The organism is Aerococcaceae bacterium DSM 111021 (assembly GCA_020112395.1).
In the GTDB taxonomy this organism is placed as follows: domain Bacteria; phylum Bacillota; class Bacilli; order Lactobacillales; family Aerococcaceae; genus Ruoffia.
The window spans coordinates 1,226,952-1,239,474 of sequence record JACCEK010000001.1 but is presented as its reverse complement, the minus strand read 5'-3'; the positions used below and the strand labels follow the sequence as shown (position 1 = coordinate 1,239,474).

The following is a 12,523-nucleotide window of genomic DNA, read 5'->3' as shown; positions in this document are numbered from 1 at the left end:
GTTTTAAAAAAGGAGGTAAAGTAATTTGAAGCATTATGATGTATTGGTCATTGGTGCGGGTCCAGGTGGTTATGTTGCAGCGGAAGAAGCAGCTCGTTTGGGTAAGAGTGTCGCGGTAATTGACCGCCAAGCTATTGGAGGAACATGCTTGAATGTTGGCTGTATCCCGAGTAAAGCTTATTTAGAGCATGCTCACTGGATTGATTCCATAAGTAAAGCACAACAAAATGGTATGCAGGTGGAGTTGAGTGGCGTGGACTTTACTCAACTATACGAGCGAAAAAATAAAGTCATCGCAAGTTTACAAAAAGGGATTCACTCTACATTTAAATCATTAAATATTGATTTTATTGAAGGGGAGGCAATCTATACCTCAAATAATACATTTGAAGTCAATGGCGAAAAAATCACTTATGAAGATGTGTTGTTAGCAACAGGAAGTCAACCATTTATACCACCGATACCTGGGTTAAGTTCACAACCGTATCTAACGACAGATACCTTCTTCTCAATGGAAGTATTACCAGAGAAGTTAGTGATTATTGGCGGTGGTGTCATTGCAGTTGAATTGGCCTTTGCAATGGAAGCACTGGGTGTTGAGGTGACCATGCTTGAAGTTGCCAAAGACATTCTACTCACAGAAGACGAAGATGCAAGAAAAATCATTAAGCAGAAGTTAAAGAACCGGATGACAGTCGAAACGGAAGTGGTTATTAAAAACGTTACAAATAACACCGTTGAACTGGAAGGTGATAAGCAATATGCCTATGATCGATTACTCATCGCAACCGGGCGTAAACCGAATATAGACTTAGCTCAAGCGATGAATCTTGAATTTGATGAGCAAGGTAAGTTTATAGCAGTGGATGAATATTATCAAACATCGAAACCCCATGTCTACGCTGTTGGTGACGTGATTGGTGGCTATACACTAGCTCATTCAGCCAGTACAGAAGGAATTAAAGCTGTTCGGGCGATGAATAAGATGAAAGAACGTCCGCTCCTCAATTGTCACGTTCCTAGATCACTCTTTACACATCCTGAAGTGGCGACCTTCGGTCTTTCTGAAGAAGAAGCTAAAGTGCAAGGTTATGACGTTGTAATATCTCAATTGCCATTCGGCTTTAATGGTCGTGCAATTGCAGTCGATCAGACAGAGGGTTTTATTAAGTTAATAGTCGAACGTAAATATGGCGAGATTCTTGGAGCAATTATTTGTGGTCCAGAGGCGACAGAAATATTACATCAAGTACTCACACTAGTAGAAGCAGAAGGTACGATTTATGAACTAGCCTCAACGGTTTACTCACATCCAACAGTTTCTGAACTTGTTCAAGATGTTGCTAAAGCGATTGTAAGAGAAATATAAGGAGGAAGAAATAATGGTTAAAGAAAAATCAATTCCACAATTAGAAGGACGTAGCGAAACGGCATTAAAAGATTTGGTACAACTAGAGATTCGGACATCAACCAAAGCTGCCGCGGAGGCTGTGACTGCAGATAAAGCGAAAGATATGTATCAGACAATGGAAAATATCCGGAATTTTGAAGACAATGTGAGACGTTTCTTCGCACAAGGGCTAATTCCAGGATTTGTGCACTTATATGCTGGGGAGGAAGCTGTTGCGACGGGTATTTGCGCTCACTTGACAGATGATGATTATATTACTTCTACTCACCGTGGTCATGGTCATTGTATTGCTAAAGGCGGCGATCTCAACGGTATGATGGCAGAAATCTTTGGTAAAGAGACTGGTTTAGGTAAAGGTAAAGGAGGATCAATGCACATTGCCGATGTGGATAAAGGGATTCTAGGTGCTAACGGAATGGTTGGTGCAGGATTCGGTCTGGCAACTGGTGCAGGAATGAAAATCAAATATAAAAAAGAAGACAATGTGGCAGTTTGTTTCTTTGGAGATGGGGCTTCTAACGAAGGGTTATTCCACGAGTGTTTAAACATGGCTTCAATCTGGAATTTACCTATTATCTTTGTTTGTGAGAATAACTTCTTTGCTGAGTCAACACCACAGTGGTATGCATCGGCTTCGGATACGATAGCTGAAAGAGCGGCAGCTTATGATATGCCAGGTGTTCGTGTAGATGGTAAGGACTTAATGGCTGTATATGAAGTAGCAGGAGAATATATTGAACGCGCTCGTAAAGGAGAAGGTCCTGCTCTAATTGAATGTGTTACATTCCGTAATTATGGTCACTTTGAAGGTGATGAACAAAAATATAAAAACAAAGAAGATGGCTTTGAAAAACGATTAGCGGACACGGATCCTCTGGATATATTTAGAGATTATGCAGTGGAACATGGGCTGCTCACACTGGAAGAACTTGATGACATTCGGGCGCAATCTGAAGCGGACATCGCAGCTGCTATTAAGTTTGCAGAAGAGAGTCCACAACCAAGACCTGAATCTTTATATGAAGATGTTTTTGCTGAGTAACCTAAACACAGAAAGGAGACAATACAATGACCAGACAAATTAACTTTATGAATGCAATTAACGAGGCTTTAGACCAAGCAATGGAAAAAGATGAGAATGTTATTCTGTTAGGAGAAGATATTCACGGAGGAACCGCAATCCCTCACTTGGAAGAGCAGAATGAAGATGCTTGGGGAGGGGTATTTGGAGTTACGAAAGGTTTAGGACCAAAATATGGCTTAGATCGAGTGATTGATACCCCGCTATCCGAGATGGGATATATGGGTGCAGCTGTTGGAATGGCAGCAACTGGCTTAAGACCTGTTCCAGAGTTAATGTTTAATGATTTTATTGGTTTTTCTTTTGACTCATTATTAGGACAAGCTTCAAAAATGCGTTATATGTTTGGAGGCAAAGCCACTGTTCCAATGACTGTTCGAACAAACCATGGTGCCGGAGCTTCAGCCGCAGCACAACACTCAGGGTCTTATTATGGAATGATAGGATCGATTCCAGGTATCAAGTGTGTGGTCCCAGCGACAGCCTATGATGCGAAAGGCTTACTCTTAGCTTCGATTGAAGATAACAATACAGTCGTATTCTTTGAAGATAAAACTCTATATGGACTCAAAGGAGAAGTGCCAGAAGAATATTATACTGTTGAGATTGGAAAAGCAAATGTTGTTCGTGAAGGTGAAGACTTAACGATTGTAACCATTGGAAAGATGTTATATGTGGCTTTAAATGTGGCTGAGACTCTCGAAAAAGATGGAGTATCTGTTGAAGTTATTGATTTACGGACAGTAGCACCTTGGGATCAAGAAACGGTCATTGAATCTGTTAAGAAAACAAATCGTTTAATTGTTATTGATGAAGCAAACCCTCATAACAATACAGCTACAGATATTGCATCGGTTGTAGGACAGAAAGCTTTTGATTATCTTGATGGCCCTATCAAAACCATCTGTGCACCAAATACACCTACACCGTTCGCAACAAATCTAGAAGCACTTTATCTACCAGATGCGGAAAAAGTATTAACAGAAGCAGCTGAATTAATCGATGATCTCAAAGCAAGAGCATAAGGGGGGAGTATAAATGGCAAAAAATATTGTAATGCCTACCTTGGGCTTAACGATGACAGAAGGGACCATTGAAACACTGTATTTCAATGAAGGAGATGCAATAAACACAGGAGATGTGATTGCAGAGATAAGTTCTGAAAAATTATCAAGTCCTGTAGAATCACCCGTCAGTGGTACTATATTGAAAATCAATGTACAAGAAGGGGATGTTCTACCCATTAAAGAAGTTATAGCTATTGTAGGTGAAGAAGGTGAAGAAGTAGCATCAGACGAACAGGATAAGGATGTTCCAGATGTCCCAGAAGAAGCATCTGAAGAAGTTTTAAGTGCTTCAGCGAAAGAAGAGACGAGCAGTAAACCACGTAATCAAGGAAGCGATGGTGAGCGAATCTTTGCAACACCTCTTGCTCGTAAGATGGCTGAAGAGAAGGGGATTGATCTCTCGGATGTTAACGGAACGGGTGGCAATCATCGTATTACGCGTCTAGATATTGATAGATATGTACCAAGTGAAAAAGTCGTATCAAGTGTTCAAAGTAAGGATACCGCTACATGGGGTATTGGCTTAAGTGGGATGCGTAAGACGATTGCACAACGAATGATGGAAAGTGTTCAAACAACAGCTCAAGTAACAAACCACAGAAAAGTCGATATAACCAACTTAATGGCTTTCCGCAAAGAGATAAAAGAAAAAGTCTCTCGTCCACTAAATAAAGGTGAATTATCGATAAATACTTTAGTGACAAGAGCGGTGATATTAGCCTTACAAGAAAATAGAGAATTGAATGCTTGGTATCATAATGGAATTCATGAAGTACAAGAAGCTATTCATATTGGTATGGCAACAGACATCGAAGAAGGCCTTGTTGTTCCAGTCATTCGAGAGGCAGATCAAATGACTTTATCTCAACTTGGTTCTACCATCGCAAGCGTTGCTTCACAAGCTCGAAATGGTAGCTTACCAGGAGACTTATATTCAGGATCAACATTCACTATTACGAATCTAGGTGGTGCTAATATTGAGTACTTTACTCCAATCATTAATCTGCCAGAAGTAGCAATACTCGGAGTAGGTACTTTAAGCGATGAACTTGCGTTAGACACTGAAGGAACCGTCACCGTTCATCAAAAATTACCATTAAGCTTAACCTATGATCATCAAATTATTGATGGCGCACCAGCCTCTCGTTTCTTAGAGACAGTATCTGAATACCTTAATGACCCATACAGATTGATGTTATAAAAATAAAAGAGAATAAGCGTAAAGAAAGCAACAGAACTAGCCCAATTTTGTTAGTTCTGTTGCTTTTTGATTGAATGAGGATTGTGAGGTATCCATGGATTTTAATAGTTTTCTCAATGCTTGATAGGGTTTCGATATTGAAGAGGTTTGAGTAATTAGGTACGAAACGACTTACTACTTTAGACAGTTTGGTCTGTGTCGGCGCTTTACGACGCCCCATCTTCTAATTTACAAATATATATAGGGAGTTATTTCGGATTGTAACGGGAGTAATGACATGTGGCAATGGATGTACTATAACGGATTTTAATTTAGAGATTGATAGCATAAAAAAATATTATTCGTTTTAGAGTTATTAATGAAACCCCTTACAATTAATTGTATAAATTTATAGGTGATTATAAATTATCATAGTGAGTTATGAGCCAAATTATAGCAAGCGCTATCATTTGTGTTATAATAAAAATATATATCATTCTAAGGAGGAATTATTTTATGGCATATGAAACAAAGTATCCCTTTACTAACGAGGTTTTGAAGACATACGAAAATATTTCGGATCAAGAGATTGAGAAACATCTAGAGAATGGTCACAGGTTATACAAACAATGGCGCAAAGAGGGTCAATTAGAAGATAGAAAAGCGGTCTTATATAAAATAGCTGGAATTTTACGTCGTGATATCGATAAATACGCTGAGATTATGACAAAAGACATGGGTAAATTATTCGAAGAAGCTAAGGGTGAAGTCGAATTATCTGCTTCCATTGCAGAATACTATGCTGATAAGGCTGACGAATTCCTGAAACCAAGTCCTTTTGAAACAGATACAGGAGACGCTTATGTCGTGCGCCAAGCAACAGGGGTGATTATGGCAGTGGAGCCATGGAACTTCCCTTACTACCAAATTATGCGCGTATTCGCACCAAACTATGTAGCAGGTAACCCAATGGTTCTTAAGCATGCTTCCATCTGTCCAGGATCTGCTCAAGCCTTTGAAGATTTAGTAAAAGAAGCTGGCGGGCAAGAAGGAGCCTACAAGAACTTATTCGCAGATTATGATCAAGTTGCTAAAGTGATTGCTGATCCGCGTGTTTCAGGTGTTTGTCTAACAGGTTCTGAACGTGGGGGAGCAACGATTGCTGAGATTGCTGGGCGTAACTTGAAGAAATCGACCTTAGAACTTGGTGGTAATGATGCATTTATCGTCTTGGATGATGCGAACTTAGATGGCCTAAAAGAATTACTACCAGGCTTACGTTTGAATAATGCCGGGCAAGTGTGTACTTCTTCTAAACGTTTCATCGTGACAGAGAAAAATTACGATGCATTCTTAGAGATATTAGTTGAAAGCTTCAAAGGAGCTAAATGGGGAGATCCAATGGATCCAGAAACAACCTTAGCCCCACTATCATCAGCAAAAGCGAAGGAAGAGGTCTTAGAACAAATCCAATTAGCAGTTGATAATGGAGCAAAAGTGGTTTATGGTAACGAGCCGATTGACCATCCAGGTAACTTTGTAATGCAAACGATATTGACTGATATTACAAAAGACAACCCAATCTTTAATCAAGAAATCTTTGGTCCCGTAGCTATCGTTCATAAAGTTAAAGATGAAGATGAGGCGGTAGAGTTAGCTAACGATTCTAGTTATGGGCTTGGTGGTTCAGTTTATGGTGAGGATTTAGACCACGCTCGCAAAGTTGCCGAAAAAGTGGAGACAGGGATGTCCTTTATGAACTCTGGTTGGACCTCACTGCCAGAATTGCCATTCGGAGGCGTTAAAAACTCAGGTTATGGTCGTGAATTAAGTGAATTAGGCTTTACTGCTTTCTTAAATGAACATTTAATTTATACACCTAAACAATAAAATACCTTATAATATAATGGATAGGACTTGTAAACCAGGTCCTATCCCTACTTTTAATCAAGTACTATTTAGAGAGACATCAGTAGAATAATAGGCATACCAAATAATTCTTCAAAAGACTACTTTTTGTAGAAATTTGGTACAATTTAATTAATCATATCGTTTCCCATGTAGTACTAAATAGTGAATAGATCTTAGAAATCAGTCCTTACATCCAATCAGAACGACCTTATGCTTTTTAGTGTGAGGTTGTTTTTTTGGTTTTATATTTTTTAGTGTTGGTGAGAAATAACCCGCACTATTTTTGTATACACAAAAAGCCAGTGATTCCCGCTATGATGTAAGTACGATCAAACACATAAGAAAGGAAATCAACATGGCTTACTTACATTCTACCGCCATCGGCTCAATCGACGTCCCTGGATGTGAAGGTGACCCATCGAAAAGTCCTCACGGTGACGGGGATCTCGATCATCTGCCTCAAGCCTGTTCTCACTGTGGCTGTCTAAATCAAAGTAGTCATGATATCATACGCAATGGTACGATGAATTCCGTCGTTTTATTGGGACAATACAACTTTCAGCCTGTCTATTAAAAGTTAAGGAAACAACGCTATTTGTGTAAACATTGCCGTGGGACCACAGTAGCTGTCACTTCCTTAACTCGTCGGCATTGTTTTATTTCTAATGCGGTGAAGTATGTCATCCTTGAAGAATTAGCTCAGATGCAGTCCATGACCTTCATCGCCCAACACCTGAATGTTTCAACCACGACGGTCATCCGTCAATTAATAACCTATGGGGACAACCTAAATCCTAAATCCAGTTGCTTACCGTCCCACTTGGCGATCGATGAATTTAAATCGGTTAAAAATGTTCCTGGGGCAATGTCGTGTCTGTTAATGAATAACGCGACACATCAAATGGTGGATATCCTTGAAGGCCGAACTCAAGGGTATTTAAGGGCTTATTTCTTACGGCTCTCACTGGAAGAACGGCGGCAGGTAAAAACCATCACCATGGATAGGTATTCCCACACAAGGTGAGAACAGCGTTTCGAACCTTAACTTCCTACGCGTTAGATATTAAAAACAGCTTAACTTATACACTCTCGAATGGCGTTGTGGAAGGCACCGTAAATAAAATCAAGATAATCAAACGATCTGACTAAGGTTATCGCAATTACGGGCACTTAAGATGTCGTATTTTAATCTCAACCCAACTTCAACAACTTAATGCTGAATCTGTACGCCCATTGTATTTTTGTGACGAAGAGGCTCTATAAAAGAATATCCTCCAATCCAACAGATCGCGAAATAACTTACATCAAAAAATAAGACGATAGAACTAAATCTATCGCCTTAAATATTCACCAACACTATTTGACAAAGAACCAAAGTAAGACTAAAATCTAACCTTTGGGGGTATCATTATACCAAAATTTAATCTACTAACAAAATCGCCTACACCCTCTAACCCCTACTCACTATAATACTTCTGCAATCTCTCAACAGCTTTTTCAGTATTATCCCGAGTATTGAAAGCAGTCAGTCTAAAGTAGCCTTCCCCACTTGGGCCGAAGCCGACCCCTGGGGTTCCCACTACTTGAACTTTTTCCAATAACTGATCGAAGAATTCCCAGGATGAGACACCAACTGGCGTTTTAAGCCAAATATAAGGTGCATTGTCGCCACCATAAACGGTTGCACCTACTTCTTTCAAACCTTCCTTGATCATTCGAGCATTTTCCATATAATAGCTAATATTTTCCTCGATTTGTGTCCTGGCAGGTTCTTGGTAACAAGCCCAACCGGCTCTTTGGATGATGTAAGGTGCTCCATTGAATTTGGTCGATTGACGGCGGTGCCACATTTGGTTCAAATTCATATTTTGGAAAGTCAGTGCTTTTGGAACGACGGAGTATCCCAAACGTAAGCCAGTAAAACCGGCTTTCTTAGAGAAACTACGGACCTCAATCGCACAACGCTCGGCACCTTCACATTCATAGATGGAATGAGGAATACCGTCTTCTTGAATATAAGCTTCATAAGCTGCATCGAAGAGGATTAAACTTTCATTTTCTAAGGCAAAATCGACCCATTGTTGCAGTTCGTCTTTCGTTAGAGTCATCCCAGTCGGGTTATTGGGGTAGCATAAGTAGATGACATCAACTTTCTCAGTAGGGAGGGCAGGTCGGAAGTGATTTTCCGCATGACTTTCTAAATAGACAAGCTCACTCCATTGACCAAGCTCTTCATTCCATTCGCCCAAGCGACCTGTGAGTACATTGCTGTCGATGTAGACAGGGTAGATAGGGTCTCCCATGGCGATGATGCTATCGAGTGCGAATAATTCTTGCAAGTTGGCGATATCACTTTTGGCGCCGTCTGATACAAAGACTTCACTGCTATCCATTGACAGGCCAACTTCTTGATAATCATGTTGGGCTATTGCCTCTCTCAGAAAGTCATAACCGCCTTCAGGGCCATAACCACGAAAAGTATCAGTAGAAGCTTGTTCATCCACTGCATGATGGAGGGCTTGAATGATACCTGGAACAAGGGGTTGGGTCACATCCCCGATGCCTAAACGAATAATCTCTTTGTCAGGGTTTAGTTGAGTGTAAGTGTCAATTTTTTGAGCAATGGTTGAGAATAAGTAACTGTCAGAAATCCTTGAATAATTATGATTTGCTTGCATGATAAATCCTCCTAATGTACTTGTGGAAAGTAGTGACCAGTGAATGAAGTGCGGGCAGGGCCTTCCATATAAACATGCCCTGTGTCGCTCCAATCCCACGTGATTGTGAGTGTTCCCCCTAAGAGGTTCACCTTAATCGTCTCTTCAGTAAGACCATTCAACACCCCGGCGACCGCAACCGCACAGGCGCCGGTTCCGCAAGCCAAAGTCTCGCCACTCCCACGTTCCCACACGCGCATGCTAATTTCTTGCCGGTTGTGAACGTGGGCAAATTCGGTATTGATTTGTTCAGGAAAGCGCGTGTCATATTCAAAGCGAGGTCCAAGTGCTTTTAAGTCCAAGTCTTTGATATTTTCTTGAAAGATAACGAGATGAGGGTTCCCCATCGATACACCAGTCACTTGATAAGCTTGCCCGGCGATTGTAATGGCCTGATTAATCCATTGGTCTTCCTCTGCCGTAATTGGAATCAAGGCCGTGTCGATAATTGCTTGGCCCATATTGACCCGAGCTCCTGTGACTTCACCTTGATCATTGAAAATGAGCTGGACGGTTTTGACGCCACTTAGTGTCTCAATCTCAATCGATTCTTGATCCCAAAGGCCATTATCGTAGATAAATTTGGCTAAACAACGGATGCCATTGCCGCACATCCGACCTTCGCTGCCATCTAGGTTGAACATCCGCATCTGGAAATCTGCCTTATTAGATGGGCGAAGCACGATGAGACCATCACTACCAATGCCAAAGTGTTGTTCACTTACTTGAATTGCTAATTCTGCTAGATCTTCAATCTCTTCCTTTAAGTCATTAATATAAACATAGTCATTGCCAATTCCTTCCATTTTTGTAAAGGGAATGGCCTTTTTATTTGTTAATTTTGTCATAACACTCTCTCCTTAATTTAGTGAATAAAAAATAGGACCACGAACAAAAGTCCATGATCCTTCCAGTAGAAGAGTGGTATACTTTTGCCCGGTAATTGCTTGCACAATCAGCTTAACTGGCAGTTAAGTTGAACAGTTAGCCACCTATTATGATGACTAACCAACGATAATTCGTTTCGGCGATATCCCCTCAGACCCATAAGTCCTCATGTCAACCGCGCCTCGCACAATACCTTTTTTATAGAGTAACATTGATACTAATTGACGTCAACTAATTACTAATAATGTTTTAATAATTAGTAAAATATTGTTCAATTTCCCATGGTGAGACATATTTGGCATATTCCTCGTACTCTTTTGTTTTGGCTTTAATAAAGCTAGTAGAGATATGCGGCCCTAAAGCATCCAAGATTGGGTCTGAAGCTTTCAATTCATGTATGGCTTCTTGTAATGAACCCGGCAAGCTTGTAATCCCTTGGTCAAGACGCTCGCGAGCGGTCATGCGGTAGATGTTACAATCAACCGGAGCCGGAGCTTCGAGTTCTTCTCTAATACCTTTTAATCCAGCGATAAGAATCGTCGCTAGAGCAAGATAAGGATTGGCCGATGGATCGACACTCCTTAATTCAATACGGGTTGAGTTGCCACGAGCTGCTGGAATACGAATTAATGGGGAGCGGTTTTTCTCGCTCCAAGCCACATAGACTGGGGCCTCGTAGCCAGGGACCAGTCGTTTATAGGAGTTCACGGTTGGGTTGCAGACGGCAGTAAAGGCCGGTGCGTACTCCATCAGACCTGCAATAAAATGCTTGGCTGTCTTAGATAAGCCAGACCGCGTACTTTCATCGTAGAAAGAATTACCACTTTCAGTAAAGAGTGACATATTAAAGTGCATACCAGAACCATTGATGCCAAAAAGCGGTTTCGGCATAAACGTAGCATGAAGATGATGGCGTCGAGCTACGGTCTTAACAATGAGCTTGAAAGTTTGAATATTATCGCAAGCCGTCACCGCATCAGCGTATTTCCAGTCGATCTCATGTTGCCCATCGGCCACTTCGTGATGACTAGCTTCAATCTCGAAGCCAAGAGCTTCTAGTTCTAGAACAATATCACGGCGACAGTTCTCCGCCAAATCTGTCGGCGCTAAGTCAAAGTAACCACCGTGATCATTCAATGTCATCGTTGGATTCCCTTCTTTATCTAACTTGAATAAGAAAAACTCTGCTTCGGGGCCTAAGTAAAAGTCAGAGAAGCCGAGTTCTTTCATCTCTTCCAGAACACGTTTCAAATTGCTTCTAGGATCCCCTGAGAATAGCTCACGAGATGATGTCTCAACGTCACAGATCAGACGGGCAATGCGCTTGGTATCATCGCTTGCAATATTCCAATCAAAAATCAGCCAAGTTTGTAAGTCAGGTACCAAGTACATATCACTCTCTTCGATTCGTACAAAGCCTTCTATTGATGAACCATCAAAGGTCATATTGTTGTCTAAAGCTTTACTTAATTGAGACAGAGGAATTTCTACGTTTTTTATCGTACCTAAGATGTCGGTAAACATTAAGCGGATAAATTTTACATTATTTTCTTTCGCATCTGCCATAATTCGTTCTTTTGTCCAAGTCGTCGTCATATAAAACCCTCCAATAAAATATTAATAATATTATTTAGTATTGTTAGATTATATTAATGGAAAATACACAAAACAAGTCAGTTATGACGGTTGGTGTTATAAAATATAACGCGAAATAAGACTGATTTGATAATGTTAACCAAAATTAGGATAACATCGTTATATAATATAACAAAAAACATAGGTGTATTTAATTGAGAAAATTAATTGATAAATCGCATAAAACTAATCATTAATTGCCTCAACTAACTACAAGTATAAGGATTGAAAATAATAAAATTAAGGAGAAAAAAGTTTTTTTGTTGAATGTGTATATTAATTGCCTATAGGTGCTCTATCTTCAGATTTATCGACGCTATTATTCTGTTGAAATGAAGTTGAATGCGATGGATTTGTAACTAAAAAGAGAATCTGAAGAAAGTTAAACGCGAAGATATGTCGTCAAATAGGAAGAATGAGATAAAACAGCAAATCAAAGAGCTTGAAGAGGCGATGGGATATTTGAGAGGGAGCAGGAAGACAGCGAATAGTTTTAAATATAACTAACCTAGGCTAATAAAGTTTGGGGTGTTTTTTTTAATCTTTGTGTTTGACAATTCATAATTAACTAGATATTCAATATATGAAGATTTGATAGCATAAAGTCAAATTAATACAAAAATGGAAAAAATA

The 12,523-nt window shown here is 40.1% G+C and carries 10 protein-coding genes; 7 read left to right on the top strand and 3 right to left on the bottom strand.

Going from position 1 to position 12,523, the window contains the following annotated elements; all coding sequences use genetic code 11:
- The first annotated feature begins 25 nt into the window (after window positions 1-25).
- The 7 genes from lpdA to HYQ40_05700 all read left to right on the top strand — a co-directional run bounded on the left by lpdA (window position 26) and on the right by HYQ40_05700 (window position 7,799).
- On the top strand, window positions 26-1,369 hold the full coding sequence (gene lpdA, locus HYQ40_05730) for a dihydrolipoyl dehydrogenase (GenBank protein ID MBZ6527273.1): 1,344 nt from the start codon (window positions 26-28) through the stop codon (window positions 1,367-1,369).
- 13 nt (window positions 1,370-1,382) lie between these two features.
- Window positions 1,383-2,453 carry a thiamine pyrophosphate-dependent dehydrogenase E1 component subunit alpha gene (locus tag HYQ40_05725; GenBank protein ID MBZ6527272.1) on the top strand — a complete coding sequence of 357 codons (1,071 nt, stop codon included), beginning with the start codon at window positions 1,383-1,385 and terminating at the stop codon, window positions 2,451-2,453.
- Between the two features lie 26 nt (window positions 2,454-2,479).
- Window positions 2,480-3,517, top strand: coding sequence for an alpha-ketoacid dehydrogenase subunit beta (locus HYQ40_05720; GenBank protein ID MBZ6527271.1), 1,038 nt, complete (start codon window positions 2,480-2,482; stop codon window positions 3,515-3,517).
- A gap of 13 nt (window positions 3,518-3,530) precedes the next feature.
- The gene (locus HYQ40_05715; GenBank protein ID MBZ6527270.1) at window positions 3,531-4,760 is read left to right on the top strand and encodes a 2-oxo acid dehydrogenase subunit E2; all 1,230 of its coding nucleotides are present in this window, start codon (window positions 3,531-3,533) and stop codon (window positions 4,758-4,760) included.
- Between the two features lie 495 nt (window positions 4,761-5,255).
- Entirely contained in the window at window positions 5,256-6,629 is a 1,374-nt protein-coding gene (locus tag HYQ40_05710) for an NAD-dependent succinate-semialdehyde dehydrogenase (GenBank protein ID MBZ6527269.1), read from the top strand.
- Window positions 6,630-7,245: 616 nt separating this feature from the next.
- Window positions 7,246-7,674 (top strand): transposase, encoded by a 429-nt coding sequence (locus tag HYQ40_05705; GenBank protein MBZ6527268.1) that lies wholly within the window; start codon window positions 7,246-7,248, stop codon window positions 7,672-7,674.
- Window positions 7,671-7,799 carry a transposase gene (locus HYQ40_05700; protein ID MBZ6527267.1) on the top strand — a complete coding sequence of 43 codons (129 nt, stop codon included), beginning with the start codon at window positions 7,671-7,673 and terminating at the stop codon, window positions 7,797-7,799. Before HYQ40_05705 ends, HYQ40_05700 begins: the two co-directional genes overlap by 4 nt.
- Before the next feature lie 308 nt (window positions 7,800-8,107).
- Here HYQ40_05700 and HYQ40_05695 read toward each other — a convergent pair whose 3' ends face one another.
- The 3 genes from HYQ40_05695 to glnA all read right to left on the bottom strand — a co-directional run bounded on the left by HYQ40_05695 (window position 8,108) and on the right by glnA (window position 11,851).
- Window positions 8,108-9,331, bottom strand: coding sequence for an LL-diaminopimelate aminotransferase (locus tag HYQ40_05695; protein MBZ6527266.1), 1,224 nt, complete (start codon window positions 9,329-9,331; stop codon window positions 8,108-8,110).
- A gap of 8 nt (window positions 9,332-9,339) precedes the next feature.
- Window positions 9,340-10,188 carry a diaminopimelate epimerase gene (locus HYQ40_05690; GenBank protein ID MBZ6527265.1) on the bottom strand — a complete coding sequence of 283 codons (849 nt, stop codon included), beginning with the start codon at window positions 10,186-10,188 and terminating at the stop codon, window positions 9,340-9,342.
- 316 nt (window positions 10,189-10,504) lie between these two features.
- The gene (glnA, locus tag HYQ40_05685; protein MBZ6527264.1) at window positions 10,505-11,851 is read right to left on the bottom strand and encodes a type I glutamate--ammonia ligase; all 1,347 of its coding nucleotides are present in this window, start codon (window positions 11,849-11,851) and stop codon (window positions 10,505-10,507) included.
- Window positions 11,852-12,523: the final 672 nt, after the last annotated feature.

Bases quoted from the DNA above. Each gene is read 5' to 3' on its own strand.
- HYQ40_05725 (MBZ6527272.1), top strand. From the start codon at position 1,383: ATGGTTAAAGAAAAATCAATTCCACAATTAGAAGGACGTAGCGAAACG.
- HYQ40_05720 (MBZ6527271.1), top strand. From the start codon at position 2,480: ATGACCAGACAAATTAACTTTATGAATGCAATTAACGAGGCTTTAGAC.
- HYQ40_05715 (MBZ6527270.1), top strand. From the start codon at position 3,531: ATGGCAAAAAATATTGTAATGCCTACCTTGGGCTTAACGATGACAGAA.
- HYQ40_05710 (MBZ6527269.1), top strand. From the start codon at position 5,256: ATGGCATATGAAACAAAGTATCCCTTTACTAACGAGGTTTTGAAGACA.
- glnA (MBZ6527264.1), bottom strand. From the start codon at position 11,851: ATGACGACGACTTGGACAAAAGAACGAATTATGGCAGATGCGAAAGAA.